23 protein-coding genes and 1 riboswitch are annotated in these 25948 nt (G+C 58.5%); of the genes, 18 read left to right on the top strand and 5 right to left on the bottom strand.

Features of this window, described 5'->3' with window-relative positions:
* Positions 1–51 precede the first annotated feature (51 nt).
* On the top strand, positions 52–423 hold the full coding sequence (locus ACR0FE_RS19675) for an OB-fold nucleic acid binding domain-containing protein (protein WP_170806116.1): 372 nt from the start codon (positions 52–54) through the stop codon (positions 421–423).
* Between the two features lie 257 nt (positions 424–680).
* Positions 681–1172: a hypothetical protein gene (locus ACR0FE_RS19670; protein ID WP_480811362.1), complete on the top strand. Its 492-nt coding sequence runs from the start codon at positions 681–683 to the stop codon at positions 1170–1172.
* A gap of 69 nt (positions 1173–1241) precedes the next feature.
* On the opposite strand, the gene ACR0FE_RS19665 is transcribed toward ACR0FE_RS19670, so the two are convergent.
* On the bottom strand, positions 1242–1940 hold the full coding sequence (locus ACR0FE_RS19665; protein ID WP_480526415.1) for a glutathione S-transferase N-terminal domain-containing protein: 699 nt from the start codon (positions 1938–1940) through the stop codon (positions 1242–1244).
* 118 nt (positions 1941–2058) lie between these two features.
* Positions 2059–2136: riboswitch (SAM riboswitch) on the top strand.
* Positions 2137–2200: 64 nt separating this feature from the next.
* Here ACR0FE_RS19665 and metZ point away from each other — a divergent pair.
* Positions 2201–3391: an O-succinylhomoserine sulfhydrylase gene (gene metZ, locus ACR0FE_RS19660; protein ID WP_480914786.1), complete on the top strand. Its 1191-nt coding sequence runs from the start codon at positions 2201–2203 to the stop codon at positions 3389–3391.
* Positions 3392–3436: 45 nt separating this feature from the next.
* On the opposite strand, the gene ACR0FE_RS19655 is transcribed toward metZ, so the two are convergent.
* Positions 3437–4234 carry a HalD/BesD family halogenase gene (locus ACR0FE_RS19655; protein WP_480914784.1) on the bottom strand — a complete coding sequence of 266 codons (798 nt, stop codon included), beginning with the start codon at positions 4232–4234 and terminating at the stop codon, positions 3437–3439.
* A 257-nt stretch (positions 4235–4491) separates the two neighbouring features.
* Between ACR0FE_RS19655 and folE2 the strand changes: the two genes are divergently transcribed.
* From folE2 to ACR0FE_RS19635, 4 genes are all read left to right on the top strand, one after another.
* On the top strand, positions 4492–5595 hold the full coding sequence (folE2, locus tag ACR0FE_RS19650; protein ID WP_480914782.1) for a GTP cyclohydrolase FolE2: 1104 nt from the start codon (positions 4492–4494) through the stop codon (positions 5593–5595).
* Between the two features lie 275 nt (positions 5596–5870).
* Positions 5871–6539: a hypothetical protein gene (locus ACR0FE_RS19645; RefSeq protein ID WP_480914780.1), complete on the top strand. Its 669-nt coding sequence runs from the start codon at positions 5871–5873 to the stop codon at positions 6537–6539.
* Positions 6540–6589: 50 nt separating this feature from the next.
* Positions 6590–8038, top strand: a complete 1449-nt coding sequence (locus tag ACR0FE_RS19640; protein ID WP_170616471.1) for a TrkH family potassium uptake protein — start codon at positions 6590–6592, stop codon at positions 8036–8038.
* Positions 8038–9612, top strand: a complete 1575-nt coding sequence (locus tag ACR0FE_RS19635) for a thiamine pyrophosphate-binding protein (protein ID WP_480914778.1) — start codon at positions 8038–8040, stop codon at positions 9610–9612. Before ACR0FE_RS19640 ends, ACR0FE_RS19635 begins: the two co-directional genes overlap by 1 nt.
* Positions 9613–9677: 65 nt before the next feature.
* On the opposite strand, the gene ACR0FE_RS19630 is transcribed toward ACR0FE_RS19635, so the two are convergent.
* Positions 9678–11417, bottom strand: a complete 1740-nt coding sequence (locus ACR0FE_RS19630) for a serine protease (RefSeq protein WP_480914776.1) — start codon at positions 11415–11417, stop codon at positions 9678–9680.
* Between the two features lie 205 nt (positions 11418–11622).
* Here ACR0FE_RS19630 and ACR0FE_RS19625 point away from each other — a divergent pair, with 205 nt between their 5' ends.
* Positions 11623–12552, top strand: a complete 930-nt coding sequence (locus ACR0FE_RS19625) for a glycine--tRNA ligase subunit alpha (protein WP_170616465.1) — start codon at positions 11623–11625, stop codon at positions 12550–12552.
* Between the two features lie 8 nt (positions 12553–12560).
* On the opposite strand, the gene ACR0FE_RS19620 is transcribed toward ACR0FE_RS19625, so the two are convergent.
* A complete protein-coding gene (locus tag ACR0FE_RS19620; protein ID WP_170616463.1) occupies positions 12561–13193 on the bottom strand; it encodes a MarC family protein in 633 nt (210 codons plus the stop codon).
* Positions 13194–13264: 71 nt separating this feature from the next.
* Between ACR0FE_RS19620 and ACR0FE_RS19615 the strand changes: the two genes are divergently transcribed.
* The 8 genes from ACR0FE_RS19615 (at position 13265) to glmM (ending at position 24186) form a co-directional block, all read left to right on the top strand.
* The gene (locus ACR0FE_RS19615) at positions 13265–13810 is read left to right on the top strand and encodes a DUF6446 family protein (protein WP_480914774.1); all 546 of its coding nucleotides are present in this window, start codon (positions 13265–13267) and stop codon (positions 13808–13810) included.
* A 10-nt stretch (positions 13811–13820) separates the two neighbouring features.
* Positions 13821–15032 (top strand): sodium/glutamate symporter, encoded by a 1212-nt coding sequence (gltS, locus tag ACR0FE_RS19610; RefSeq protein WP_480914772.1) that lies wholly within the window; start codon positions 13821–13823, stop codon positions 15030–15032.
* Between the two features lie 9 nt (positions 15033–15041).
* Positions 15042–17261, top strand: coding sequence for a glycine--tRNA ligase subunit beta (gene glyS, locus ACR0FE_RS19605; RefSeq protein ID WP_480914770.1), 2220 nt, complete (start codon positions 15042–15044; stop codon positions 17259–17261).
* 43 nt (positions 17262–17304) lie between these two features.
* Positions 17305–19866 (top strand): pyruvate, phosphate dikinase, encoded by a 2562-nt coding sequence (locus tag ACR0FE_RS19600; RefSeq protein WP_170676552.1) that lies wholly within the window; start codon positions 17305–17307, stop codon positions 19864–19866.
* 186 nt (positions 19867–20052) lie between these two features.
* On the top strand, positions 20053–20694 hold the full coding sequence (locus tag ACR0FE_RS19595) for a cell wall hydrolase (RefSeq protein WP_170619755.1): 642 nt from the start codon (positions 20053–20055) through the stop codon (positions 20692–20694).
* A 196-nt stretch (positions 20695–20890) separates the two neighbouring features.
* Complete coding sequence (locus ACR0FE_RS19590; RefSeq protein WP_480891302.1) at positions 20891–21811, top strand: dihydroneopterin aldolase; 921 nt, start codon at positions 20891–20893, stop codon at positions 21809–21811.
* Positions 21808–22806 carry a dihydropteroate synthase gene (gene folP / locus ACR0FE_RS19585; RefSeq protein WP_480891305.1) on the top strand — a complete coding sequence of 333 codons (999 nt, stop codon included), beginning with the start codon at positions 21808–21810 and terminating at the stop codon, positions 22804–22806. The genes ACR0FE_RS19590 and folP overlap by 4 nt, the downstream gene beginning before the upstream one ends.
* A gap of 36 nt (positions 22807–22842) precedes the next feature.
* Positions 22843–24186 (top strand): phosphoglucosamine mutase, encoded by a 1344-nt coding sequence (gene glmM, locus ACR0FE_RS19580; RefSeq protein ID WP_170616447.1) that lies wholly within the window; start codon positions 22843–22845, stop codon positions 24184–24186.
* Here the strand turns inward: glmM and ACR0FE_RS19575 are convergent.
* Positions 24183–25085 carry a DMT family transporter gene (locus ACR0FE_RS19575; RefSeq protein ID WP_480914768.1) on the bottom strand — a complete coding sequence of 301 codons (903 nt, stop codon included), beginning with the start codon at positions 25083–25085 and terminating at the stop codon, positions 24183–24185. The two genes, glmM and ACR0FE_RS19575, sit on opposite strands and share 4 nt — an antisense overlap.
* Positions 25086–25164: 79 nt before the next feature.
* Here ACR0FE_RS19575 and ACR0FE_RS19570 point away from each other — a divergent pair, with 79 nt between their 5' ends.
* Together ACR0FE_RS19570 and ACR0FE_RS19565 are read left to right on the top strand one after the other, a co-directional pair.
* Positions 25165–25479 (top strand): ArsR/SmtB family transcription factor, encoded by a 315-nt coding sequence (locus ACR0FE_RS19570; RefSeq protein WP_480914767.1) that lies wholly within the window; start codon positions 25165–25167, stop codon positions 25477–25479.
* A complete protein-coding gene (locus tag ACR0FE_RS19565; RefSeq protein WP_480914765.1) occupies positions 25472–25927 on the top strand; it encodes an SRPBCC domain-containing protein in 456 nt (151 codons plus the stop codon). Before ACR0FE_RS19570 ends, ACR0FE_RS19565 begins: the two co-directional genes overlap by 8 nt.
* Positions 25928–25948 lie beyond the last annotated feature (21 nt).

Genomic DNA, 25948 nt, shown 5'->3' with positions numbered 1-25948 from the left:
CTCGGCGTGCCGCGACTGGACTTTCTTGTCATTTGTTCTATTTTTGTTCTCATGCTTGTTGTCCCTGTTCGCCCCACAGATCAAAACAGCGATTGGCCGCGCCCGCCCGCGTGCCTGCCCGCCTGCCAACTGAACGCCCCGCCCGAAGGTGCACGCGTGACGGTGGCGGGGCTGGTGATCCTGCGGCAGAGACCGGGGACGGCCAAGGGGGTGATATTCGTCACGCTTGAGGATGAGACCGGCATCGTCAACGTGGTGGTCTGGCGCAAGATCTACGAACAATTCCGCCGCGCGGTGATCTCGGGGCGGTTGTTGAGGGTAACGGGCCGGATGCAGCGGGCGCATTCGGTGACACATGTGATCGCGGAAGAGATCGAGGATATCTCGGGGATGCTGGATGTGTTGGTGCGGGGGGAGGGATAGGTCTGCCTTACGGACAAAGTGGACGCTTGCCGGTTGCAAGACTTGCGGTCCGGCGCTCATGGATACGTGCTTTATGATCCATGTGTGAGTATAAGGATGATCCATGTGTGAGTATAAGGCGCTTTTCCGCCGCTTTGACGCCGGTTGGTCGACTCTCTGGTACCGGAAGGGTACTTGCAAGCATCTTTGCGCGTCGGCCTTTGTCAAAGCCTGGGCTTGACTGTGCACCACTCAACGTCTTCTCGAAGTCAGTCCGGATGCCCAACGTAACACAAAATGGATCGCTCAAAAAAAATGTCCGACCGGATGAGAGCCAGATCCACGATCGTTTTGTCGAACTTTCAGAGTTCACGCGATCAAAAGGATATGTACACACCGCCAAAATGATCGATGAGGCACTGAATGCTTACGCCTTCGAACGCAGGCACCTTGGGATTGCAACAACGTACCTCTCAGAATTGCAGCAGCAGAAGGGCGTTGAGTTGTCACGGTCGGAGGAAGAAACAGATCGGAAACAGCATTCAGTTCCAAACTTCCGCTCTGCGCGGTCGAAAAAACCGATTGGCGTGGATTTCAAAAAGACAGAGCGTTCAGTCGGCCCAGCTCAAACAACAGAGACAGGGCATGCGGCTTTTGTCCTGACCGCCCGGATGCGTACGGACGGCAGCAATGCTGCGCAAATGCGCAAGGGTCTCCGGAAAAACAAGCTGATGCCTTTGCCGGCGGAGCCTGAATTCCTGTTTCGCTAACGGTCTTTGGTATGGCCAAGGTAAAATCAGCGATGATCATTGAGAACCCAAAACGACTTCCGAAAACCATCACCGCTTGAATAGCACCCCTTGCGATTGCTTGTCCCGGTGATCGCCGCGCAAATCGGCATGCAGCGCGCGACCGGCCTGCACGCCGGGGCGGGCACTGACGATTTCCAGCCAGCGCGCAAAATGGGGCTTGTCCTCAAGCACTTGCTGTTGACCTTCCCACAGGCTGGCCCAGCCCCAGATTGACATGTCGGCGATGGAATAAAAATCGCCCGCGACGTACTCGTTTTCCGCCAGCCGTCGATCCAGCACGCCATACAAACGCCCAACCTCTGCCCGGTAGCGGTCCTTCGGATAGGGGTGGTCCTGCGGCGGGTCCATGTTCGGGGCGTATTTCAGGAAGTGGTGCGCCTGACCGGCCATGGGGCCGACGCCGCCCATTTGCCACATCAGCCATTCTTCGACGGCAATGCGATCACGCTCGGTTTCGCCATAGAACCGGCCCGTCTTGCGGGCCAGATACATCAGGATCGCGCCGCTTTCGAAGACCGAAACCGGGGCGCCGCCCGGGCCGTCGGGGTCGACAATTGCGGGCATGCGGTTGTTCGGCGAAATCTTCAGAAATTCGGGGTCGAACTGATCACCCTTGCCGATATTGATCAGATGGGTTGTGTAGGGCAGGCCCATCTCTTCCAGGGCAATGGAAACCTTCCAGCCATTCGGTGTCGGCCAGAAATACAGATCGATTGGGTTGGTCATGGCTCCTCCGTGTATCGGCGATCATGCGGCTTTCTGCCGGTTCGGCAAGAGGCGGTTACGAAAGCGTGACAGAACCAAGCGCAGCCTTGACGAATAGCGGCCCGAGGCGTATGGCAGCACAGAGCTACGTGGCGATTTGTTACCGGATTGCGGGCCACGCTAAACAACACCGCTAAAAGGTCAGGATGAAAGACCCCTTTCGCTTGGCCGCGTCTGGGGTTTTTTGTTTGCCTCCCGCGTCGGGGGCGGAAAGGAAAAAGATGAGCGAGACCTGGAACAAACGCACTCAAGCCGTTCATGGCGGTATTCGCCGCAGCCAGTATAACGAGGTCAGCGAAGCGATCTTTCTGACGCAGGGTTTCGTCTATGACACTGCCGAGCAGGCCGAGGCGCGATTCATCGAATCCGGCCCGGATGAGTTCATCTATGCCCGCTATGGCAACCCAACCGTGGCGATGTTCGAACAGCGCATCGCCGCTTTGGAAGGCGGTGAAGATGCGTTTGCCACCGCTTCCGGCATGGCGGCCGTGAACGGCGCGCTGACGTCGATGCTGCAGGCCGGTGACCATGTTGTTTCGGCCAAGGCGTTGTTTGGCTCCTGTCTGTATATTCTTGAAAACATCCTGACGCGGTATGGCGTTGAGGTGACGTTTGTGGACGGAACCGATCTGGCCGCGTGGGAGGCTGCGATCCGGCCTGACACCAAGGCTGTTTTCTTCGAATCCATGTCGAACCCCACGCTTGAGGTCATTGATATTGCCGCAGTGTCCCGGCTTGCTCATGCGGTCGGTGCAGTGGTTATCGTCGACAATGTGTTCTCGACCCCGGTCTTCTCGCGCGCGATCGAGCAGGGTGCCGACGTGGTTGTGTATTCAGCCACCAAACACATAGACGGGCAGGGGCGTGCTCTGGGTGGTGTGATCATCGGCACTAAGGAATTCATCCGTGGCACGGTCGAGCCGTATCTCAAGCATACAGGCGGCGCGCTGAGCCCGTTCAACGCCTGGATCATGCTGAAAGGGCTGGAAACGATGTCGTTGCGCGTAATCGCGCAGGCCGAGACGGCGCAGACAGTTGCGGAAGCGCTTGAAGGGCATCCTGCTCTGGTTCGCACGTTGTATCCGGGGCTGAAAACCCATGCACAAAACGCGCTTGTTCAGGATCAGTTGGGCGGCAAGGGCGGAACGGTTCTGTCGCTGGATATCAAAGGCGGAAAAGAAGCAGCCTTTGCATTCCTGAATGCCATGACCATTCCGGTGATCTCGAACAATCTGGGTGATGCGAAGTCGATCGCGACACACCCCGCCACAACCACGCACCAGCGCCTGAGTGAGAAGCAGCGGGATGAGTTGGGCATCACGTCGGGCCTGATCCGCCTTTCAATCGGGCTGGAAGACCCGACAGATCTTCTGGCGGACATTCAACAGGCGCTTGCGGCATCGCAAAAGTAGACAAATGCACCCTGTGGCTTGCAGTCGCCGCAGGGTGCACGTGCCTCAGGCCCGTCCGTAGAAACCCATCCGCTCGGTATCCGAAAACGTGACACCGGGATCTTCGTAATAGGAGAACACGGCTATTATCCGTGGCTTGCTTCCTGCTACGGGCGTCACCCGATGGGCGGTATTCTTGCCCTTGAACACGTTCAGGGTTCCGGGGCTCAGGGAAATAACCCGACTGTTTTTATCATTGCCGCTCAGCAGTTTTGCAACGCCGTCATAGTTCGGGTCGGTTTCACTGCGCAGGTCTTTCCGGTACTCAAAAGCGCCACCCTGATCCGGTGCCTGTAACAGCATCGTTGTGGTGAACTCTGACCGGTCAAAATGCCAGTTCAGGGCCTGACCCTCGCGATAGGACATGACGTTCACCCGGGCCAGAGGGTCGTCCATCACGTGCAGTACCGACTTGTTCATCGTTGCGGCCAGAAAATGCGCGAATTCTGGCCATTCGTACAGCCTTAGCAGGGCGGTACCCTGAATCTGATCGGCGCAAAGCGTCCGGTTGGACGTATCGAATTCCTGCAGCGCGGGGTGATCTTCGGGCAATTCCTCAATCTTCTTGAAATAGATATTGTGGCGGCGCTGATGCAGGAAGGCGTCGGTATCAAAGCGTGGTATCATTTCTGACACTGTGAACTCGGCGACCTCCGGGCGCAGCAATCCTTCGAGATTGAACAACCCTTGCTGTGCAAGCTCCTGACTACAGGTCTCGACAAGGCTTTGCCACGCTTCGCTGCCGGGCTGGTCCAGCGGGAATCGCTCCAGATCGAGTATGTCGCGCATAACGGCCTCGTTCATCAGTGGTCTTGGACGTTTTTACGGACAACCTGTGACTTCGCCACTCGCAATGCTATCCTGTTTGCGACAGGCCCCTGCGGCCGAGCAAGGGGCAAGTTGTCCAAAACGAGGCATCAAATCCTCGCCGCGTTTCGCTGAATATAGACGGTTTCACGCAGATTTATTCAATCCGGTCTGGTATCCGGTGCGTATTAGAGGGGACTGGAAATGAACAGAAACCTGCTATATTCCTGCGTCGACACAAGGAAACCCTGCGTATGAACGTATATCCCCGTGACCTGGACAATACTCCCGACCGTGACGAAGCCGAGGCGGCCTTTAACGTCTTGCGGCGATGGGCGTCATCCGCGACCGAAGCGGAAATCAGCCAGCTTGACCCGTCGATTGCACGTCTGATCCCGGGGCTTGTGCCGGTCAATTATCCGTCTCTTTCGCGGGAATACCCCGAGGATTTCAAGGTTTGTGAGGCGTACAAAGCCTCTCTGCCCGATCTGCAGAACGGTCCGTCCAGCCTGATCCGGGGTGCCAAACAGCGGATTCAGCATGTGGGAATCTCGAATTTCCGCCTGCCGATTCGCTTTCATCGCAAGAAGGGTCAGGACCTGACGCTAGAGACATCGGTGACAGGTTCGGTAAGCCTTGAGGCCGAGAAAAAGGGCATCAACATGTCCCGGATCATGCGGTCATTCTACAAATACGCCGAGAGCACGTTCAGCTTTGAGGTGATGGAAGCCGCGCTCAACGACTATATGACCGATTTGGACAGTCTGGATGCGCGCATCCAGATGCGGTTTTCATATCCGGTTATTGTGGAAAGCCTGCGTTCGGGCCTGTCCGGCTACCAGTATTATGACATCGCGCTGGAACTGGTTGATCGGGGCGGGGAACGCCTAAAGATCATGCATCTTGACTACGTCTATTCCTCGACCTGCCCATGTTCGCTGGAATTGAGCGAGCACGCCCGGTCCACGCGCGGACAACTGGCGACACCGCATTCGCAGCGGTCTGTCGCTCGCATTTCAGTTGTCGTCGATTGTGACGCGGATTGCCTGTGGTTCGAGGATCTGATCACCCTGTGCCGCCGCGCGGTTCCGACCGAGACGCAGGTCATGGTCAAGCGCGAAGATGAGCAGGCGTTTGCCGAACTGAACGCCGCCAACCCGATTTTTGTCGAGGACGCCGCTCGGTTGTTCTGTGCCGAACTGCTTGCGGACCATCACATCGGTGATTTCCGGGTAGTTGCCAGCCATCAGGAAAGCCTGCACAGCCACGACGCGGTGTCCATTCTGACAGAAGGGCCGACCTTTGCGGCGGCCAGTCTGGATCCCCGGCTGTTCACCACATTGTTCCACGTCGGTTGATCTGCCTGATTTAAGGGCAGTTTTCCGAAAATAGGGTGCGTCTTGGCGATTTATTGCCGCACCGCAGCAAAAATTCTGCACAAGCACAAATATTTGGGTAGTCTGCAAGACAATGCAGATGCAGCATGATCGCACCAGGTGGTGCGACACCTTAAAGGATGCCGGGACGTGCAACGCCTTGGATTGCAAATTCGGTCTGCCGCCCAAAGGGCCCGAACCGGGGAACCCCCTTTGCTTTGTCTCTGCCTGCATCGCTTTCAGAGGAGAATTAGTAGATGAACCCGATTTCCGGACCATTGGAACTTCAGGCTGCGGCCGTGCGTGTGGCTGGCTATGCCATGGTCAATCAGATGAAGATCATGCAAATCATGACCCGCTCTGCGATCGAGTTGCCTTTAGTACCCTTGCAGGCACTACGTGCGGCAGCGTCTGAGTCCTCTGCGGTGGAACCTGCTAAGGAAGCAGTCCGCGCAAAGCCAGCGGTAAAACCCAAGATCCGGGCAAAACGTAAAGCGCAGGTAACGCCAAAGGCACCTGTTGTCAGAGCGTCGTCTGTCACGCCCAAACCGGTGGCAAAGAAAGTGGAACCTAAAACAGCGCCGGTCGCCAACGCTGCCACGCCGAAACCGGCCAGTGCAAAACCGTCCGCTACTGTGGCCAAGGCGCCGACGCCCAAAAAGCCAGCGGTCAAGCCGGAAGCGGCAGCAAAGCCTGAAACCGTCAAAGTGGCGGCACCCAAGTCTCAGGCAGGCAAGACGGCCGAAATAGTGACAACCAAACTGCCGGACGACAAGCCAAAGCCTGTCGCGCGTCAAGCAAGCAAGGCATCCGAGGCACCAGCGGCGGCAAAACCTAAAACCGCCGCCGAACAGCCGGTGCGGCGCACCCGGGCACCTTCCAAACCGCCCGCGATGCCAGTTCAGGCACCAAAATCGGACAGTTGATCCCGACATCCGCTTGACACAGTCGTGCAGGCGCGCCAACGCTGCGCCTCATGACGGATATGCGCCCGGTTGGATATGTGATTGGCCTGTTGGTCGCCATTCTAGGGGCGACCATGCTGCTGCCGTTGCTTGCTGACCTGATCGAAGGGCGGGGCGAATGGAATGTGTTTCTGGAAAGCGCCGTCATTACCGTTATGACCGGCGTGGTCCTGGCCATGAGCTGTTCGAACGGTGTGGGCGAGGGGCTGACAATCCGCCAGACCTTTCTGCTGACAACCGGCGTGTGGGTTGCCCTGCCGGTGTTTGGCGCCATTCCGTTCATGTTCGGCGAAACCGAACTGCGTTTCGTTGACGCCTATTTCGAGGCCATGTCCGGCCTGACAACGACAGGGTCCACGGTTCTATCGGGTCTGGACGGCATGCCCACTGGATTGCTGCTGTGGCGCGGAATCCTGCAATGGTTGGGCGGGATCGGAATCATCGTGGTTGCGATGGTGTTCCTGCCCGAACTGCGCGTCGGGGGGATGCAGATCTTCCGCTCGGAAGGCTTTGAGACCATGGGAAAGATTCTGCCGCGCGCGCAAGAGATCGCCGGGCAGATTTCCATGATCTATGTTGTACTGACTCTGATTTGTGCCCTGGTCTATGCAGCCTTCGGGATGAGTTTTTTCGACGCCGCCGTGCATTCGATGACGACCATCGCGACCGGAGGATTTGCCAACTATGACAGCTCATTCGCCGTATTCTCGGGTCCGACGGAGTATGCCGCTGCCGTTTTCATGATTCTGGCTGCACTGCCATTCGTGCGGTATGTGCAACTGGCCAATGGCAACACCGGTTCGCTTTGGCAAGACAGCCAGATTCGCGCCTTTCTGGCGACCATTGCGGTGTTGGTCGTTGTCATGACCGTCTTTCTGACGACCGTGTTCCCGCACCATTGGGAAAGAGCCTTGCGGGAATCGCTGTTCAACATAACCTCGATCATTTCCGGCACGGGCTATGCCAGCGTCGACTACATGGGTTGGGGCAATTTTCCGATTATGCTGTTCTTTCTGATCGGTCTGATCGGTGGCTGCGCTGGTTCTACGGCCTGTTCGATCAAGGTATTCCGGTATCAGCTTTTGTTCGCGTCGATCAAAACCCAGATCAGCCGCATTCGTTCGCCACACGGCGTGTTCACACCGCAATACGACGGCCGCCCCATCAGCCGAGATGTTTTGACCTCGGTCATGAGCTTCTTCATGTTCTTCGTGCTGACGATGGGTGTCCTGTCCTGGGCGCTGGCTCTGACCGGGTTGGATTTCATTACATCCGTGTCCGGTGCTGCAACCGCACTTGCCAATGTCGGACCGGGCCTCGGCAATCAGATCGGACCGGCCGGCAATTTCGCGGGGTTGAGCGATACGGCGAAATGGCTGCTGATCACGGGTATGCTGGTCGGTCGGCTTGAACTGCTGGCGGTTTACGCGATCTTCACCGTTCAATTCTGGAGAAGTTGATGAAAAGAACCCTTGGTGCGCAAATCTCACATATGCTCAGGGATCGTGGCGTAGATGTGATCTTTGGCATTCCGGGCGTACATAATCAGGAAATGTATCGCGGTATCGAAGAAGCGGGCATCAAGCACGTGCTGGCGCGGCACGAGCAGGGGGCGGGCTTTATGGCCGACGGCTATGCTCGTGCTACCGGGAAACCGGGCGTGGCTTATGTGATTTCCGGACCAGGGTTGTGCAATATCATGACGCCGATGGGGCAGGCTTATTCCGATTCCGTCCCGATGCTGGTCCTGTCCTCCTGTCTGGATGAGGTAAATGCCCAGCGGGGCCAGTTGCATCAAATGAAGGATCAGCGCGCCGCCGCGGAAACCGTGGCGGACTGGTCCTGCCTGGCTAACACCGCCGACGCGGCCTTTGGCCTGGTCGAACGCGCGTTCGAAGAGTTTGAGCTGAAGCGCCCCCGCCCCAAACACATTCAGGTGCCGATCGCACAGCTTGAGGCTGAGGCTGACCCGGCGCCGTTCCCGAATCAGCCCGGGCTCAGAACAAAAGTGCTGCCACCTGATATCGCGCCGGTCCTGTCGATGCTGAATATCTCGCGCCGCCCCCTGTTCATTCTGGGCGGAGGGGCGCATTCAAATCTGTGGCGGCAGATATTGACGCAACTGGGGGCGGCATGCTTCACAACTTTTGCGGGGCGGGGCATGGCTGGCACCGGTTACGCTCTGGATTTCGGGGCGATGCTGACACGACCGGGCAGCGCCGATGTGATCGCGTCAGCGGATCTGATTGTCGCCGTTGGGGCGGAACTGGGGGAAGTCGATCTCTGGCGCGACAAACTTGGGCACACCTCGCAACTGATCCGCGTCGATCTGGACCCCGAGGTTCTGTCAGACCGGCATCGTGCAGCGATCAAGCTGCAGGCGGATGGTGAAAGCTTTGCGAAAACGCTTTGGGCGGTGTTGGATAAGGTGAAACCGGCAACTGGTTGGACTGCCGAAGAGGTGGCCAGCGCCCGTACCAAGTGGCGGGCCGAAATCGACGCCGAACGCCCCGGGATCGCCGCAGCGATTGATGTGATGCGTGCGGCTTTGCCTGCAGACACGATGATTTACTCGGATATGACGCAGTTTGCCTATGTCGCAAAGGAACTCTGGGACATGGCCTATCCGTATCACTGGCATCACCCGACCGGGTTCGGCACGTTGGGATATGCGTTGCCTGCGGGCATTGGCGGCGCGATTGCCCGACGCGGCAAGCCCACGGCCGTGATCGCCGGGGACTATGGGTTCCAGTACACGATGCAGGAATTGGGCGTGGCGGTCGAATTGGGTTTGTCCCTGCCAATCATTCTGTGGGACAATGGCAAGCTGAAGGAAATTGAAGACAGCATGGTGCGCAGCCAGATTGCGCCGAATGCCGTTGAGGCTCGCAATCCAGATTTCTGCAAGCTGGCCGAAGCATTTGGCGCGTTGTCGTCCCAACCCAACTCGGGGGTCGGCTTGCAATCCGCCATCCGTGCGGCGTTTGATGTGCCGGTACCCACGCTGATCCGCGTCACACCGGACATATTCTGAAGCTTCGGAAAACAGATATGGCGCCGCCTGGTCTGGCGACGCCATTAGTGGAACCTAACGGTTTCTTAGTCCCAGCAGTGAACCAGAACAGTCATTCCGGTTGCGCGGCGGTTCAACTCGTTTGGTGAAATTTCACCGACCGCCTGCCCAGGCTGACCTGCAACACCGGCTTTATCCAGGACTGTACGCAGTCGATCAACCGAGGCGGCAAGACTGACCGAGTCGGGCAGGGTGCGACCGTCAGAGGCCTTAGGCAGAAGCATCCCGACCACGTTTCCGCTGTCGTCGAACACCGGACCGCCTGCATCGCCGGGCTGTGCGACCAGTGTAAGACGTTTTATTCCATCTTCGCCATTCAGGCCCCGCACATCGGCGACTTGACCGAAAGTCAGTGTTGGTGCACCCAATGCGCCCAGATAGGAAAAGCCAGATACGGCCACTTCGGATCGGATACGAGGCTCATCTGCGCTGAATTCGGCCACGCTCATGGGGGCAAGTGCCCGGCTTGGGCGCAACACGGCCACGCCTAGATCGGCATCGTCCCACGCCACCTGAACCTCCTGATCGTCGTCCAGGGTCATGCGGGTGCAGTTATTTGCCACTTCCGAAACCGTCAGAACCGTGCCGTTGGCAGCGGCGAAGAAGCCCGAGCGGGACAAGCGTGGTTTACGCACCTGCAAGCCTGAAACCAGGTCGATCCGCTGATCCGCATCCGCCCCGGCACCGGCGTCAAGGACGGCATCCGTTGTGGCAAAGCTGGCGTTGATGGAGGCCAGTACGCGTGCACGACGCGCCTCGTCCCCTTCCGGCCAGACCAGGGTGAAGCCCTTGATCTTGCCATCCTTCAATGCGGCCTGCGTGTAGGATACAATCCCTTGCCCGCGGCCTTCCATCGTGAAGCGATCGCCCCGCAGGGTGCGCGGGCCGTTCAGCGGAACAATTTCCAACGACTGCATCACCTCGTACAAAGCGCGCAACGTCGCCTTGTCACCTTCCTGGCTGATCAACAGCACCTGTGCATTCAAATCTGCGGTCGCATTGAAATGCGCAAACGGTGCTTCGTAGCGGTCAAAGGCCACAACACCCAGCGGCAAGTCCAGTTCAATACCGGCCTGCGGGTCTGCGTAACGCTTCATGCCAACGCTGATCAGCGGTGCATTGTAGCCGTCCATCAAGGCCTTGCGCTGCTGCGTCGTCAGAACGCCGGTGGTTTCAAACCCATTGAAGCGCTGCCATTCGGCCATGGAACGGCGTGTACCCTGACCAAATGCCCCGTCGATCGTCGAGTCATAGAAACCCTCTGACTGCAATGCTGACTGCAGGTCTTTGCGTTCCTGCGCAGTCAGCAGACGTTCGCCCTGCAGAGCTTGCGATCGGGTTTCATCGGCATCTTGCGGAACCGCTGCAGCTTGCGGCTGTTCTGTTTGCGCCTGGGTTTGAACTGGCGGCGTTACCGCGCCCCGATCCAGAACGTTCGCACCAACTGGCCAGAATTGCGGCCCCAGTGCGTTCGAAAAGGCAATGAAACTGTCCGACGGGATTTGACCCTCAGCCCGGTAAACCTGCAGAACCTGATCCGCATCTGATCGTAAATAGGGTCCTATTACAATGGCATACCAGCCGCTGTTAAGGCGAAACCCATTCACGTCGGGCAGGGTATTTGCATAGATCTGCGCCCGATCCTGCGCCGCCTGCAAGGTCGGTTGTGCCTCGATCTGGACCCAGACACCCGTATCCTGTTGCGCAAAAACGGCGCGCACACCCAGTAGAAAAAGAAATGCAATTGAAGTGAATATGCGTGCCATTGTCCGCCTGTGTTTCGCAGAGTTTTTTCAGCCCGGAGAATACGCCAAATCAGCCTCGGAACGCCATGGCCAGATTACGGGGAATTTCCAGTGTGGCCGCACAGAGACATGACGAGCCCACTGGCCCGTTGACGCCCCCGGACCCCTTGCATAGGAAGGGCAAAACCGACCGGAAACGGATGCTGCGGCGTCCAGGGGAAATGTCATGACCGAACCGTCCAGCGCTCCACGTTCATTTCAGGAGATCATCCTGAGGCTTCAGACCTACTGGGCCACCAAAGGATGCGCCATTCTGCAGCCCTATGACATGGAAGTTGGAGCTGGCACGTTTCATCCTGCCACGACGCTCCGCTCGCTGGGGTCCAAACCCTGGGCTGCGGCCTATGTGCAGCCCTCGCGCCGTCCCACTGATGGTCGCTATGGCGAAAACCCGAACCGGTTGCAGCACTATTATCAGTATCAGGTGCTGATCAAACCGAGCCCGCCCGATCTGCAGGAGTTGTATCTGGGCAGCCTCGAGGCGATCGGCATCGACATGGAATTGCACGACATCCGATTTGTCGAAGATGACTGGGAAAGCCCAACTCTGGGCGCATGGGGTCTTGGCTGGGAAGTCTGGTGCGACGGGATGGAAGTCAGCCAGTTCACCTATTTCCAGCAGGTCGGCGGACATGATTGCGCGCCGGTCTCGGGTGAACTGACCTATGGGCTCGAGCGTCTGGCGATGTATGTGCTGGGCATCGATCACGTGATGGATATGCCGTTCAACGACCCGCAATCGCCCAGCCCTTTAACCTATGGCGACATCTTCAAACAGACCGAAGAGGAATACGCCCGCTGGAACTTCGATGTGGCCAATACCGAGGTATTGCTGCGTCAATTCGAAGAGGCCGAGGCAGAATGCGCCGCCATTCTGGCGCAGGAACATGACGATCCCAAGACCGGGAAGCGTATCATCATGGCGCACCCCGCTTATGACCAATGCATCAAGGCCTCGCACATCTTCAACCTGCTTGATGCCCGTGGCGTGATCTCGGTAACGGAGCGTCAGGCGTATATCGGGCGTGTGCGGGCGCTGGCCAAACAATGTGCGGATGCGTTTGTTCTGACCGGGGCCGCCGGTCACGCGGGCTGATGGGCCGGTCAGGCCAAACCGGGAAGCAATGCCTTCAGGCCATCCGCGATCATGCCGATTGCGATGGCCGACAGGATCATGCCCATGAACCGGCTCATGATCACGCGCGCGTTGTCAGACAGCCGCTTTGCCAGGGCCGTGGCGTTCCAGAACGTGATCAGAAGCAACAGCACGACCGCAAGAAAAACACATGTGTAGACAATGGCTTCGGTCGGGCTTTTGATGCGATGAGCATACAGGATCAGGGTTGTAATCGTTCCGGGACCAACGAGAATGGGAAATGCAAGCGGGTAAAAAGCGACCGCTTCAAGCGTCGCATAGGATTGCTTTTCATCCTGCGTGCCGTGGTGCGAACTGCTTTCGTTACCGTTCAGCATGTTCAGCCCGAACATCAGAACAACAAGGCCCCCGGCAACGCGCAGGTCGTCGACGCTGATTCCAAAAAGACCCAAAACCTGACTGCCGATGACGGCAAACCCTCCACCCAGGATCAGGCAATAGACAGCAGTCTTGATCGCAACTTTTCGCTGGTCGGCGACGGACAGGCTCTGTGTGACGCTCAGGAACACCGGCAGGTTGGTGACCGGGTTCATGATCGCGAAAAGCGCGCCAAAAAAGCCGATGGCAAGGGTCGTTTCCATTCAGGGTGCCTCGATCAGTTCTGCAATCTGCGCGAGGTTGTCCTATTTTCAACGATGAATGAAGGGGCAGCATGAGCGAAAAAAGAAAAAGTTCGACCGGAAAGGTCCTTGTTGTCATTCTGTTGATGTGCGCGGCCATCGCGGGCATCAGCATGTATTATTTGCAGATTTACGGGTTCTACTATGATGTCGAAGCGAAACCGGGCAAGGATGTCGTTCTGACGGAAGTCAAAACGAACCAGCCGGTTGCTATCAAATACAGCGCATTTGAGGCGATTGACGCGGATAGTTCACCGATCCGATATCGCGCTTGTTTCGAAACAGAGCTGACATTGGAAGATTTGTCCGCAGCCTTCATGCCTGCCGACGATCCCGAACCGCTAACCGCGCCCGGTTGGTTTGACTGCTATGATGCCGTGGCCGTCGCCGATGCGCTGAAAACCGGACATGCGCGGGCGTATGTCGCCATTAAAAACGTCCATTTCGGGGTCGATCGCATTGTGGCCGTGACCGATGGCGGGCAGGGCTATGTCTGGCACAGGCTGAACAATTGCGGCGAGAAGGCTTATGACGGGACAGTTGTGGGCGAAGAATGTCCGCCGCGGCCACAGGAGTAAGAGGTTCATTTTGGTTGATACGGTCCAGATCCCCGATTTCCTGACAGCGACGCTGGGATTTGCGGTTTACCTGATCGGTGCCGAGATCAACGCCCGGGTCGCAACTCTGCGTCAGTTCAACATCCCCGAACCGGTAACAGGGGGGCTGCTGGCATCGCTCGTTGTGTTGCTGCTGTATTTGGTGGCGGGTCTTGAACTGTCCTTTGGTTTGGCGGCGCGGGACTTCCTTCTGGTGCTGTTCTTTGCCGGGATCGGATTGAATGCCCGATTGTCGGATCTGATTGCAGGCGGCAAGCCTTTGTTTTTGCTTCTTGTCCTAACTCTGATCACAATTGTCGCGCAAAACGCCATTGGCGCGGCTGGGGCTGTCGTGTTCGGCTACCCTATGCAATCCGGAGTATTGTTTGGCTCTGCGGCGCTGATCGGCGGTCACGGTACTGCAATCGCATGGGCCCCGGAAGTGGGCCGGGCCACCGGTCTGGAAGGCGCGACCGAACTTGGGGTGGCCGTGGCCACGCTGGGTCTTGTTTTAGCTGCGCTTGTTGGTGGCCCCGTCGCTCGGTTTCTGATCGAAGGGCGCAAGCTTAGCCCGGATCGGCCGGAAGAAGAGCACACCGTCGGTTTGCCGGACAATCCGGATGAAGCGAGCGCCAGAATAGATCACCTGACCGTAATGCGCGTTTTGCTTCATCTGAATCTGGCCATTATTCTTGGTTATGCACTCAGCGAAGTCATCACGGCAGCCGGGCTCAAACTGCCATTGTTCGTGCCCTGCCTGATCATGGGCATCGTGATCGCCAACGTCCGATCGGCCATCGCGCCCTCAGCCCCTCCGGTTGCGCGAACGCCGTCGCTGGCGCTGATCTCCGAGTTCGCGTTGGGTGCCTTTTTGGCCATGTCACTGATGAGCCTGCAATTGTGGACCATTGCGGAGCTTGGAATTGCCATCGCCGCAATCATGACCGCGCAAACCCTCTTTGCGGTGGTATTCGTTATCTGGGTGCTGTTTCCGATTATGGGTTCGAATTACCGCGCTGCGGTGCTGGCTGCCGGCTTCGGAGGTTTTGCGCTGGGTGCCACTCCGACCGCCATCGCAAATATGACCGCCGTGACCAAGCGATATGGCCCGTCGCCTATTGCCTTTATCGTGCTGCCCCTTGTATCCGCATTCTTTGTGGATATCGCCAACGCCATCGTCATCCAGACGATCGTGAATTTCTAAGGACCGAAAATGCCCGACCTGCTGATCGAACTGTTTTCCGAGGAAATCCCCGCACGCATGCAGCGCCGTGCGGGTGAGGATCTGAAAAAGAAGGTGACAGATGGTCTGGTCGAGGCCGGTCTGACGTATGCCGGGGCCGCAGCAATGACAACTCCGCGCCGTCTGACACTGGCGGTCGAGGGGCTGCTGGCCGAAAGCCCCACTATCCGGGAAGAGCGTAAAGGCCCGAAGGTCGGCGCGCCGGACAAAGCCATCGAAGGGTTTTTGCGCGGCGCGGGCCTGACCCGCGATCAGTTGGAAGAACGAGAAACGCCCAAAGGGGCGGTTTATTTCGCAACCATCGAAAAGCCTGGTCGGGCGGCTGCCGATATCGTGTCCGAGGTGCTTGACGCCACGATCCGCAATTTCCCTTGGCCCAAATCAATGCGCTGGGGCAGTGGCCCGATGCGCTGGGTACGCCCTTTGCATTCGATCCTGTGCATCCTGACCGACGAGGCCGGTGCGCAGGTGGTTCCGCTTGAGGTCGAGGGGATCACCGCCGGTGACAGAACCGCCGGTCATCGCTTCATGGCGCCGGATCGTTTCTCGGTTTCGTCTTTCGAGGACTATTCGGCCAAGTTGAAGCGAGCCTTTGTTGTATTGTCTCCCGAGGTGCGCGCCGAACATATCTGGAATGACGCCCAGAACCTTGCTTTCGCTGCCGGTCTTGAAGTGGTCGAGGATAACGGGCTGCTGGCCGAGGTCGCCGGGCTGGTCGAATGGCCGGTCGTTCTGATGGGCAAGATTGACAGTAAATTCCTGGATTTGCCACCCGAGGTTCTGCAAACCTCGATGAAGGAACACCAGAAGTTCTTTTCGGTCCGCAATCCCAAAACGGGTCGGATCGAACAGTTCATTACCGTTGCAAACCGTGAAACCGCTGACAACGGGGCAACCATTCTTGCCGGGAACCAGAAGGTTCTGTCGGCGCGTCTGGCAGACGCCAAGTTTTTCTGGGAGAACGACCTGCGCGTTGCCAAGTCGGACATCGCCCAGTGGACCCGTGCGCTGGAGAATGTGACCTTCCACAACAAACTGGGCACGCAGGCCGAACGGATCGACCGCATCGCAGCGCTGGCCCGCGAACTGGCCCCGGTGGCGGGGGCGGATGCGGATCAGGCCGAGAAAGCCGCGCGTCTGGCCAAGGCCGATCTGAATTCCGAGATGGTCTATGAATTCCCCGAACTTCAGGGGCTTATGGGCCGCTACTACGTCGCGGCCGCAGGCGAAGACGCGACCGTGGCCGCCGTGGCACAGGAGCATTACTCGCCGCTGGGTCCGTCGGATGACGTGCCGACCGCGCCGCTGTCGGTGACCGTAGCGCTTGCCGACAAGCTGGACACACTGACCGGGTTCTGGGCGATTGATGAAAAGCCGACCGGATCGAAAGACCCATTTGCCCTTCGCCGCGCGGCGTTGGGCGTTATTCGGCTGGTGCTGGATAACAATCTGCGTGTTCGGATGGACCGTTTCTTCGACAGCCAATTGGTTCGAGCGGAAAGTGCTATCAACGACGCGCTGCCGGAAGCGAATACACGCGTTCTATTGGAAAAAATCGCCGAGCACGGCGTATTTGGTGCGGCCTTTCAGACAGTCAAAGAAGGGCTTGAAGGATCACCAGCGGCGGCGTTTCTTGAGCTGGAGAAAAAGGTTCCAGACGCATCTGACGACCTCCTCTCCTTCTTCCATGACCGCCTCAAAGTCTTCCTGCGTGACGAGGGTATCCGCCACGACATCATCGACGCCTGTATCGCGATGGACGGCAATGACGACCTCAACCTGCTGGTCAAACGCGCCCGCGCGCTGAATGCGGTGATTGCGACCGAGGATGGAGAGAACCTAGTGCAGGGGTTCAAACGCGCCAACAACATCCTGACACAGGCCGAGGAGAAGGATGGCGTCGAATACTCCTATGGCGCCGACATAAAATTTGCGGAGACCGACAGCGAAAGGGCGCTGTTTGCTGCCCTGGATCAGGCGCAGGCCGAAATCGAACCTGCGCTGAAGGCCGAGGACTTTCCAAAGGCGATGGCTACCATGGCCGCGTTGCGCGGCCCGGTCGATGCGTTCTTTGACGAGGTTCAGGTGAATACCGACAATGATATTCTCCGCCGCAACCGTCTGAACCTGCTCAGCCAGATCCGCCGGGTTTGTCTGGGTGTCGCCGACCTGAGCAAGATCGAAGGCTGACCCAGAACTCACTTGCGCCAACAGTGTTTGCGCTTATGCTGCGGTGAAATCAAAAGGTGCCGCAGTGCAGAATAACCCGCATACAACGCTGATCACATCCGACGCGCCCGTCGCCGCCCATACCCATGGCGGCCGGGCGAAATGCCTGCAACGTCTGGTCCGGCTTGACCTGCCGGTCCCGCGCACGGTCGCCTTGTCATTCGATGCGGTCCACCGGATCGCCGAAGGTCATATCCCCGACATCGCCGCCATTCTAGAACAGTTCGAACCGACTGCATTGCTGTGTGTGCGTCCCAGCTCCGAGGACCCCGACTGGGGCGGGCCGGGCGCGGTTCTGAACATCGGCATGAACGACGCCCGCTATGTTGACCTGTCCGACAAGATGGGAGCTGAAGCAGCGGCCGCACTGTATCTGCGTTTTGTCCAGAGTTATGCCATCCATGTCGCCCGACTGGACCCTGACCTGTTTGATGATATCGATCTCACCGGCCGCGAGGGGTTGCGCCAGTCCTTGCGCGCTTACGAAGATGAAGCCGAAGAGGCCTTTCCGCAGGATCGGGGCGAGCAACTGATCGGTGTTCTGCGTTCGATGGCCCGAGCCTGGGATGGCACTTCCGCGCGTTTGCTGCGTCAGGCAAAGGGCGCGCCGGCCGATGCCGGCCTTGGCCTTGTCATTCAGGAAATGATACCGGGCGTCGGGCAGGGGGAATGCGGTTCCGGAGTTCTGCAGCTTGTGGATTCCACGACCGGGCTGCCGCAGATCACGGGCCGTTACCTGAGTCAAAGCCAGGGTCGGGACGCTTTGGGTGAAGATGTGGCGGCGCTGTATCTCGAAAAAGACCCGCGCGGCCTGTCACTGGAGGAACTGGCGCCCGAGGCCTTTGACAACCTGAAATCTCATGCCGCGCTGATGCGCGAAAAGCTGCGTGAGGAAATGCAGGTCGAATTCGTTATCGAAAACGGACACGTGCATATTCTGGACGGGGTACGCGTTCAGCGCAGTGCCCGCGCCGCGATGCGGATAGCCGTGCGTCTGGCCGAAGACGGTATTGTGCCGCCGCAGGACGCGGTGATGCGCGTTGATCCGCACTCATTGAACGAGCTGCTGCACCGGCAGGTACACCCCAAGGCAGAGCGGGACATCCTGACCACCGGGATCGCCGCCAGCCCGGGTGCGGCAACAGGCAAGATTGTTTTTACGTCCGCCGAGGCACAGGCCAGTGCCGCGCGTGGCGAGCCCTGCATTTTGGTGCGGCGCGAAACTGCGCCTGAGGATGTGCGCGGTATGCACGCCGCAGTGGCCGTGCTGACGGAAAAGGGCGGCATGACCAGCCACGCAGCGGTGATCGGGCGTGGTCTGGGCCTGCCGTGTATCGTTGGCGCTTCGGAGATGCGGTTCCAGACAAAAAAGAAGCTGCTGACCGCTCCGGACGGGCGTGTTTTCCAAACTGGTGACGAACTGACAATTGATGGCAGTTCGGGTCAAGTTCTGGCCGGTCGGCCCGCGATGCTTGAGGCTGCTCTGGACGATTGTTTCCAGACACTGATGGGTTGGGCCGACGCCGAGCGCGATATAGCGATCCGCGCCAACGCAGACACGCCGGCGGACGCACAGACCGCGCGGAATTTCCAGGCGCAGGGCATCGGTTTGTGTCGGACCGAGCATATGTTCTTCGATCCCGGCCGGCTTATTGTCATGCGCGAGATGATATTTGCGCAGACCTCGTCGGGTCGTGCGGCTGTGCTGGAACGTTTGCTGCCGATGCAACGCGAAGATTTCGTACAGCTTTTCCGGATCATGGAAGGGCAACCTGTCTGCATCCGCCTGTTCGACCCGCCATTGCACGAGTTCCTTCCAACCACTCGTACAGGGCAACGTGAACTGGCCGAAGCACTTGATCTGCCGGTGTCGGATGTCGAGCGGCAGGTCAATGCGATGACTGAATACAACCCGATGCTGGGCCTGCGTGGCGTGCGTCTGGGGGTTACGGTGCCTGAAATCTATGACATGCAGGCGCGGGCCATCTTCGAGGCCACGATCGAAGCCAGTATGGATGGTGCGGCCGTCGTGCCCGAAGTCATGATTCCGCTGGTTTCCGCCCGGCGCGAGGTCGAGCTGGTGAAGTCCCGTATCGACTCCGTGGCTGCGGCTGTCGCCTCGGAAAAGGGGCAGGAATTCGAATACAGACTGGGCGTCATGGTGGAAACACCGCGTGCGTGCCTGCGTGCGGATGAGATCGCGCCACAGACCTCGTTCCTCAGCTTCGGAACAAACGACCTGACCCAGATGACCTATGGGCTGTCACGCGACGACGCGGGAAGGTTCATGTCCGCCTATGTGCGCCAGGGCGTGTTTGTCGAAGATCCGTTTCATGTACTGGACCGCGACGGCGTCGGCGAGCTGCTGAAACTCGGGGCTGAACGCGGGCGTGCCGCGCAGCCGGATGTCACGCTTTCGGTCTGCGGCGAACATGGCGGAAACCCCGAATCAATCTCGATTTGCCGCGATCTGGGTTTTGACTATGTGTCCTGTTCGCCCTTCCGGGTGCCTGTCGCTCGGCTGGCTGCCGCTCAACTGGCGATTTCGTCCAGACTTGGGGGTTGACAAGGGTCGCAAGCCCTAGGAATAGTGGTTTTGGAAGGACCTGTGGTCGAAAAAACTCGACCCCGCAGGCAATTTTCCTCTTGCATTTTTTTCAGATGTAGACCTTTCGTCCTCAGTGCGTTAAGAGCCTCATCGCGCCCGCCGGGGGAGGGTATGGCGCGAGAAGTGCCTGTGCGAGGTTATCTGATGCTACGTTACATAATGGCTGTTGCCACTGTGGCAGCAACCGTGCTGCCGACTGTATCCTTCGCCGAGAAGGAAGAGACTCATTCCGCCAAGGCTGAGCTGGTGACTCGGAGTGAACTGCCGGGTCAGGTTTTTCGTGATTACCTGAAGCTATTTACGCCCCGAAAAGAAGCCAAACCGCTGGACGTATCCTATTCCAAGGAATGGTTGGACCAGCAGCCCAAGGCAACCGGCGATGAGCATTGGAAGTGTCTGGCCGAAGCGCTGTACTTCGAGGCACGCGGCGAAAGCGTCCGTGGTCAGTTTGCGGTGGCCGAGGTTATCTTGAACCGGGTTGAAAGCAGCCGCTTTCCGGATGATCTGTGCGGTGTCATCCAGCAGGGAACGGGCAAGAAGTACCAGTGTCAGTTCACCTACACCTGCGATGGCCGCAAAGAGGTCATTCACGAAAAGAAAGCCTATGAGCGTGTCGCTAAAGTTGCCCGCACGTCCATTGATGGGATTGCAGATCAACTGACCGAAGGGGCAACGCATTATCACACCAAAGCCGTACGCCCGTCTTGGTCGCGGGTGTACAAGGAAACCGCCCGGATCGGTGTGCACATCTTCTATCGTCACAATTACCGTACCGCGAGCAACTGACCTGCTTCCGATTGGTGACTAAGCACCGCGAATGCTGAACCGGCATTCGCACGCTCGGGTTTCGCAAGTTCTCGCCGGTGCAAATGGCCCAAGTGGCGTTTTAGGCGGTTGGAATGGCGTTTGTATGAATGTTATAGGCCTGCGCACCGCCTATGATAGGCAACCTGCACTGCCCGAGCCCGAAAAGGCCATACCCATGAGTTCTGAAATCCGCCTTGCCTTTGCGCACCCGTCCGAACGCTCGGAAGCGACAGCGTCCCGGGGTCCTCTGGACCGTATTTCACTGCGCGATCACATCGTCGAAGTGGAAATCGGCGCATTTCAGGCCGAGCGGGGAACAACGCAGCGCATCTGTTTCAACATCGTGGTCGAAGTGCGCCCGATCAGCGATCCGATTGATGATGATGTCGACCGGATTCTGTCCTACGACCGCGTCACAGAAGCCATTGCATTTGAACTGGCTGCTGAGCGGTTGAACCTTCTGGAAACTTTGGCGGACCGGATCGCCGAGCGTATCTTGCTTGAACCTCAGGCTGTAAGGGCTTTTGTCAGAATAGAAAAGCTGGACCGGGGTCCAGGTGCTTTGGGCGTCGAGATCGTTCGCGGCAAGGACACGGTCCATCATGACCTGATTGAAGAAGAGCGGCCGCATCCACGTCTGGTTTATTTGTCGAACGAGGCGATGCAGTCGAAAAATCTGACCGGTTGGATCGATCAGCTTGAAAGCCGTCAGCGCCCTCTGATCCTGTGTGTCGGGGCATCGGACCTGACTGTTCCGAAAACCGGTCATGCAATGACACAACGTCGGATCGACCTGCTGGCCATTGAACAAAATGCATGGGTATTGGCGGCGCGCGATCACCGGTGCGTGGTGGTTTCAACGCGGACAGAGCTGGATTGGGCCATGAAGAACGGCCAGATTTGTGTCTGGGCGCCGTCCAAGATCGTTCTGGATGCGGTGGATGGCCCGTCAGCGGCGCCGTCCGATTCGGTTGCGTTGGCAGCGTGGTTCGCGGCAACATTCGAAGCCAGCGAGATGTTGGTCATAGGCGGCGATCTTCCAGAGGCTCCCAAAACTCCCCTGCGGGCGGTGCCGGTGGATCAGGCCAAACTGTGACCGCGTATTTTCGTCCTCTTGTACAGCACGGACTGACGCGCCCGACCCATGCGGTGTCGTTGGCTGGGCAGGATTTGTGGTTCACCCATGCGGAAAAACTGACACGCGACGGCGACCCGGTTCTGGTCGCCGTGAACGACATCCCGGAAGAAGTGATCAGCCGCCTGACCCGCAAAAGGGCGGCAGTTGCAGGTCTGGACATGACGGTCCCGCAGATCATGGGCATTTTGAACGCAACGCCCGACAGCTTCTCGGACGGAGGTCTGCACAATTCGGTCGAAGCCGCTGTGACCGCAGCTAAATCCATGGTCACGCATGGCGCCAGCATTCTGGACATTGGTGGGGAATCCACCCGTCCGGGCGCCGAATATGTTCCGGAAGCTGAAGAGATCGAGCGGACGCGCCCGCTGATTTCCGCGATCTGCGCGGAAACGGATGCTTTGGTTTCAATCGATACACGCAAGGCCAGCGTCGCCGAAGCCGCCTGGGCAGCCGGGGCAGGGCTGATCAACGACGTGTCAGGGTTTACCTTTGATCCGGATCTGGCCCCGTTTTGTGCCCGGGTCGCTGCCCCGGTCTGCCTCATGCACATGCAGGGTGATCCCGCGACGATGCAGGATGACCCGCAATATGATGACGTCCTGCTGGATGTATACGATTTCCTCAATGGACAGATCGAACATCTTGAGGGCCTTGGCCTGAACCGGGACCAGATCATTGCCGATCCGGGCATTGGGTTCGGCAAAACCGAGGCTCATAACTTGACCCTGTTGCGGAACCTCAGCCTGTTTCACGGGTTGGGTTGCCCGATCCTGTTGGGCGTGTCGCGCAAGGGATTCATCGGTCAGATCGGCAAGGAACCGCGCAAGGATGCGCGTGCGCCAGGATCAATTGCTGTTGCGTTGGCCGGATTGTCGCAAGGTGTGCAGATCATTCGGGTCCATGATGTGGCCGAGACGGCTCAGGCCTTGCGCTTGTGGACTGCCGTCCGGTAATCCGGTCCCAAGGCTGGAATTTTGGAGAAAACACCGATGCGCAAATTGTTCGGAACCGACGGGGTGCGGGGCACTGCCAACACGCATCCGATGACGGCGGAAATGGCTTTGCGCATTGGTGCGGCAGTCGGGCGATATTTCCGGCGCGACGCCTCCGGCGTGCACCGCGTGGTCATCGGCAAGGATACGCGCCTTTCGGGCTATATGCTGGAAAACGCGCTGACAGCAGGTTTGACTTCGACCGGTATGAACGTGTTGCTGCTGGGCCCGGTGCCAACGCCTGCGGTGGGTCTGATGACCCGGTCGATGCGCGCTGATCTGGGTGTGATGATTTCTGCCAGCCACAACCCGGCTGAAGACAATGGGATCAAGTTTTTTGGCCCCGACGGCTTCAAGCTGTCGGATCAGGCAGAAATGGATATCGAAGACCTGATTGAACAAGGCGTCCACCCCGCCAAGGCCCAGAATATTGGCAGGGCGCGTCGCGTGGATGATGCGCGGTTCCGCTATGGCGAGCGTGTGAAATCCTCGTTGCCACGTGAATTGCGGCTCGATGGTCTGAAAGTTGTGATCGACTGCGCCAATGGCGCTGCGCACCGCACCGCCCCGGAGGTTCTGTGGGAGTTGGGTGCCGAGGTCATTCCGATTGGCATCGCGCCCAACGGCAAGAACATCAACCTCAACTGCGGGTCGACCAAACCGCAAATGGCGGCGGAAACCGTGGTTGCCCACGGTGCCGATGTAGGGATTTGCCTGGACGGTGACGCTGACCGGGTCGTGATTGTCGATGAACAGGGGCAGGTTGCCGATGGCGATCAGTTGATGGCGCTGCTCGCCAGCAGCTGGGCCCGTGCTGATCGGCTGACCGGCGGGGCGTTGGTGGCAACGGTCATGTCCAACCTCGGGCTCGAGCGGCACCTGGCTGCGCGGGGGCTGCGACTAGAACGCACTGCGGTAGGCGACCGCTATGTTGTCGAACGCATGCGCGAAGGCGGGTTCAATCTGGGCGGCGAGCAGTCGGGTCATATCGTGATGACAGACTACGCAACCACCGGGGACGGGCTGATGGCAGGGCTGCATTTCCTGGCGGAAATGGTTCGGGCTGGCCGCAGCGCCTCTGAGATCTCGCAGCAGTTTGAGAAAGTTCCGCAATTGCTGAAAAACGTCCGCTACGAAGTTGGCCAACATCCCCTGGAAGCTCAGAACGTCAAGACGGCGATTGCCGATGCCGAAGCGCGATTGAACGGACAAGGGCGTTTGTTGATTCGCATGTCCGGGACTGAGCCGCTGATCCGTGTCATGGCCGAATGCGAAGATGATACCCTGTTGAATCAAGTCGTTGACGGCATCGTCTCCGAGGTCGAGGCGGCGGCTGGCTAGCGTCTGAAAAGCAGTTTCTGCAGGCTGAACCATTGGCTGATGGCCAGCCCCGTCAGGATCATTGCCAGCGCCAGATAGAACCGGAAAGGCAGCGCCTCGGACAGGATCCAGGCGCCAAACACCATTGACCAGATTGGAACCTGATAGTTCACCAGGGTCAGGAAAACGGATCCGGCGCTGCGAATGATGGAAACCCGCAGGAGCGTTGCAAAGGCAGTGGGGAACAGGCCCAGCACGATGATGGCAAGACCGGGCCGGGTGCCTTCCCAACGGGGAATACCTTCGTAAACCAACATGATCGGCAGCAACAGCACAGCACCGACCACAAGCGTCAAGGCGGCCAGGACAACCGGATCAACGGGCGGGCAGCGGCGGGTGAAGATCGAGGCCAGGGCGTAGGACAATGCTGCACCGACGCAGGCCAGTTGAGCCATGGGTTCAGCCCCCGACCCCAATTGTGCAAGACCTGGCCCGATCAGTATCAGCGCACCGGTGAACCCAAGGGTTACGCCGAACAGTCTGCGCATATTCATCGGTTCGTCGGAAAAGAAATGGGCAAGCGGCAAAACCATTAACGGGATTGCGGCCATGGAAAGCCCGGCAAAGGCTGACGGAACAAATTGCTGTCCCCAGCTTAACAGGACAAAGGGCAGGGCCGTCGACAGGATGCCGATGATTATGATCGACCACCAGAGTGCCGGGTTTCCAGTGGGAATTTTTCGGCCCGTCGCCGCCATCATCAACAGCAAAGTCAGTGCACCCAGTGTCGTTCGGGCAGTTGCCACGGTGATCGGGCCGTAACCTTCCAGGGCCATGGCAACGACCATGAAAGTGCCGCCCCAGATCAGGCCAAGCGTTACAACGCCGCTCCAGTCGCGTGAATTGGGGCTCTCTACCATGGCTTCCCCTTATCTTGCGCATCCGGGGATGTCACGCCGCCATATTTGACAATCAGTAAGTTTTCACTTACGGTAAGTGATGGCTAACCAATATGTATTCTCTGCTTTAAGTGATCCCACCCGGCGACAATTGTTCGAAGCGATTGCAATCAAGCCGCAGGCAGTTGGGGAATTGGCTGAAAACACGCCTGTCAGTCGTCCTGCCGTGTCCCAGCATCTTCGGGTTCTAACCGATGCGGGCCTCGTGGTGTGCCGTGCCGAAGGGACCCGGCGGATATATGCTGCCCGCCCCGAGGGGCTTGCCGAGTTGCGGGATTGGCTGGATCGGTATTGGTCCGAAGTGTTGGAAGGTTATGCGGCCGAATTTAATGAGAAGGGACAGAACCATGACTGATCCCATCGTCAAAACGGTGATTGTAAAAGCGACGCGTGAACAGGCATTTGATGTTTTTGTGAACCGGATTGCAAAATGGTGGCCGCTGCATGGCCATGCCGTGTCCGCCGCACACGGTAAACCGGCACTTGCTGTCTCGATCGAGCCGTTTGTAGGTGGCGCGATTTACGAAACCATGTTTGACGGCACACGTTCGGACTGGGGAGAGGTTCTGTTGTTTGCGCCCGGGCAAAAGGTGGCGTTTACCTGGCATCCCGGAACAGACGAAAAGCGTTCCACCCTGGTGACAGTCGAATTCGAAGACCACGGGCCGGGGCAAACAAAGGTAGTCCTTACCCATTCCGGCTGGCAGGCCTGGGCAACCGAAGCACCGGACAAACGCGGCAGTTACGACGGTGGCTGGGATTACGTTCTGGGCGAGTGCTATCGAAATGCGGTTGCAAACTGAAAAGGGCGGCCACCGGGGCCG

This window comes from Ruegeria sp. K7 (assembly GCF_056531785.1).
Note: the sequence above shows the minus strand (reverse complement) of the source record. Positions and strands in the feature narration are given on the sequence as shown.

Coding starts and splice junctions, on each gene's coding strand:
- ACR0FE_RS19590 (WP_480891302.1), top strand. CDS start 20,891: ATGAGTTCTGAAATCCGCCTTGCCTTTGCGCACCCGTCCGAACGCTCG.
- ACR0FE_RS19665 (WP_480526415.1), bottom strand. CDS start 1,940: ATGACCAACCCAATCGATCTGTATTTCTGGCCGACACCGAATGGCTGG.
- glyS (WP_480914770.1), top strand. CDS start 15,042: ATGCCCGACCTGCTGATCGAACTGTTTTCCGAGGAAATCCCCGCACGC.
- folE2 (WP_480914782.1), top strand. CDS start 4,492: ATGAACGTATATCCCCGTGACCTGGACAATACTCCCGACCGTGACGAA.
- ACR0FE_RS19675 (WP_170806116.1), top strand. CDS start 52: ATGCTTGTTGTCCCTGTTCGCCCCACAGATCAAAACAGCGATTGGCCG.
- ACR0FE_RS19620 (WP_170616463.1), bottom strand. CDS start 13,193: ATGGAAACGACCCTTGCCATCGGCTTTTTTGGCGCGCTTTTCGCGATC.
- ACR0FE_RS19670 (WP_480811362.1), top strand. CDS start 681: ATGCCCAACGTAACACAAAATGGATCGCTCAAAAAAAATGTCCGACCG.
- ACR0FE_RS19655 (WP_480914784.1), bottom strand. CDS start 4,234: ATGAACGAGGCCGTTATGCGCGACATACTCGATCTGGAGCGATTCCCG.
- ACR0FE_RS19625 (WP_170616465.1), top strand. CDS start 11,623: ATGACCGAACCGTCCAGCGCTCCACGTTCATTTCAGGAGATCATCCTG.
- ACR0FE_RS19630 (WP_480914776.1), bottom strand. CDS start 11,417: ATGGCACGCATATTCACTTCAATTGCATTTCTTTTTCTACTGGGTGTG.
- ACR0FE_RS19635 (WP_480914778.1), top strand. CDS start 8,038: ATGAAAAGAACCCTTGGTGCGCAAATCTCACATATGCTCAGGGATCGT.
- ACR0FE_RS19645 (WP_480914780.1), top strand. CDS start 5,871: ATGAACCCGATTTCCGGACCATTGGAACTTCAGGCTGCGGCCGTGCGT.
- ACR0FE_RS19575 (WP_480914768.1), bottom strand. CDS start 25,085: ATGGTAGAGAGCCCCAATTCACGCGACTGGAGCGGCGTTGTAACGCTT.
- ACR0FE_RS19615 (WP_480914774.1), top strand. CDS start 13,265: ATGAGCGAAAAAAGAAAAAGTTCGACCGGAAAGGTCCTTGTTGTCATT.
- metZ (WP_480914786.1), top strand. CDS start 2,201: ATGAGCGAGACCTGGAACAAACGCACTCAAGCCGTTCATGGCGGTATT.
- glmM (WP_170616447.1), top strand. CDS start 22,843: ATGCGCAAATTGTTCGGAACCGACGGGGTGCGGGGCACTGCCAACACG.
- ACR0FE_RS19565 (WP_480914765.1), top strand. CDS start 25,472: ATGACTGATCCCATCGTCAAAACGGTGATTGTAAAAGCGACGCGTGAA.
- ACR0FE_RS19595 (WP_170619755.1), top strand. CDS start 20,053: ATGCTACGTTACATAATGGCTGTTGCCACTGTGGCAGCAACCGTGCTG.
- ACR0FE_RS19640 (WP_170616471.1), top strand. CDS start 6,590: ATGACGGATATGCGCCCGGTTGGATATGTGATTGGCCTGTTGGTCGCC.
- ACR0FE_RS19570 (WP_480914767.1), top strand. CDS start 25,165: ATGGCTAACCAATATGTATTCTCTGCTTTAAGTGATCCCACCCGGCGA.